Below are 590 nucleotides of genomic sequence, written 5' to 3' on the forward strand. Positions count from 1 at the left end.
ACCGGATGCTCCACCTGCAGGCGGGTGTTCATCTCCAGGAAGTAGAAGCTCTTGTCCTGGCCGGCCACGAACTCGACGGTGCCGGCGCTGTCGTAGTTCACCGCCTTGGCCAGGGCGACGGCCTGGGCGCCCATGGCCGCCCGGGTCTCCGGATCGAGCAGCGGGCTCGGCGCCTCCTCGATGACCTTCTGGTTTCGCCGCTGGATCGAGCATTCGCGCTCGAACAGGTGGACGACGTGGCCGTGCTTGTCGCCCAGCACCTGGATCTCGATGTGGCGCGGGCTCTCGATGAACTTCTCGATGAAGATCCGGTCGTCGCCGAACGCGCCTGCCGCTTCAGCCCGCACGGCCGGGAAGCCCTCTTCGACGTCCTGCCGGTTCCAGGCCACCCGGATGCCCTTGCCGCCGCCGCCGGCCGAAGCCTTGATCATCACCGGATAGCCGATGGTCTCCGACACGCTCAGCGCCTCGGCGACGTCGGCGATCTCGCCGATGTGGCCCGGCACGCACGACACCCCGGCCGCCGCCGCGAACTTCTTGCTCTCGATCTTGTCGCCCATCGCCGAGATCGCGCCGGGATTGGGACCGAT

The 590-nt window shown here is 68.1% G+C and carries 1 protein-coding gene; it reads right to left on the reverse strand.

The features are described from left to right. A partial coding sequence (locus AC07N1_RS25245; protein WP_494674288.1) for an ATP-binding protein occupies window positions 1-590 on the reverse strand: 590 nt, incomplete at both ends.

It is taken from the genome of Caulobacter sp. GW821-FHT09B11 (assembly GCF_059418205.1).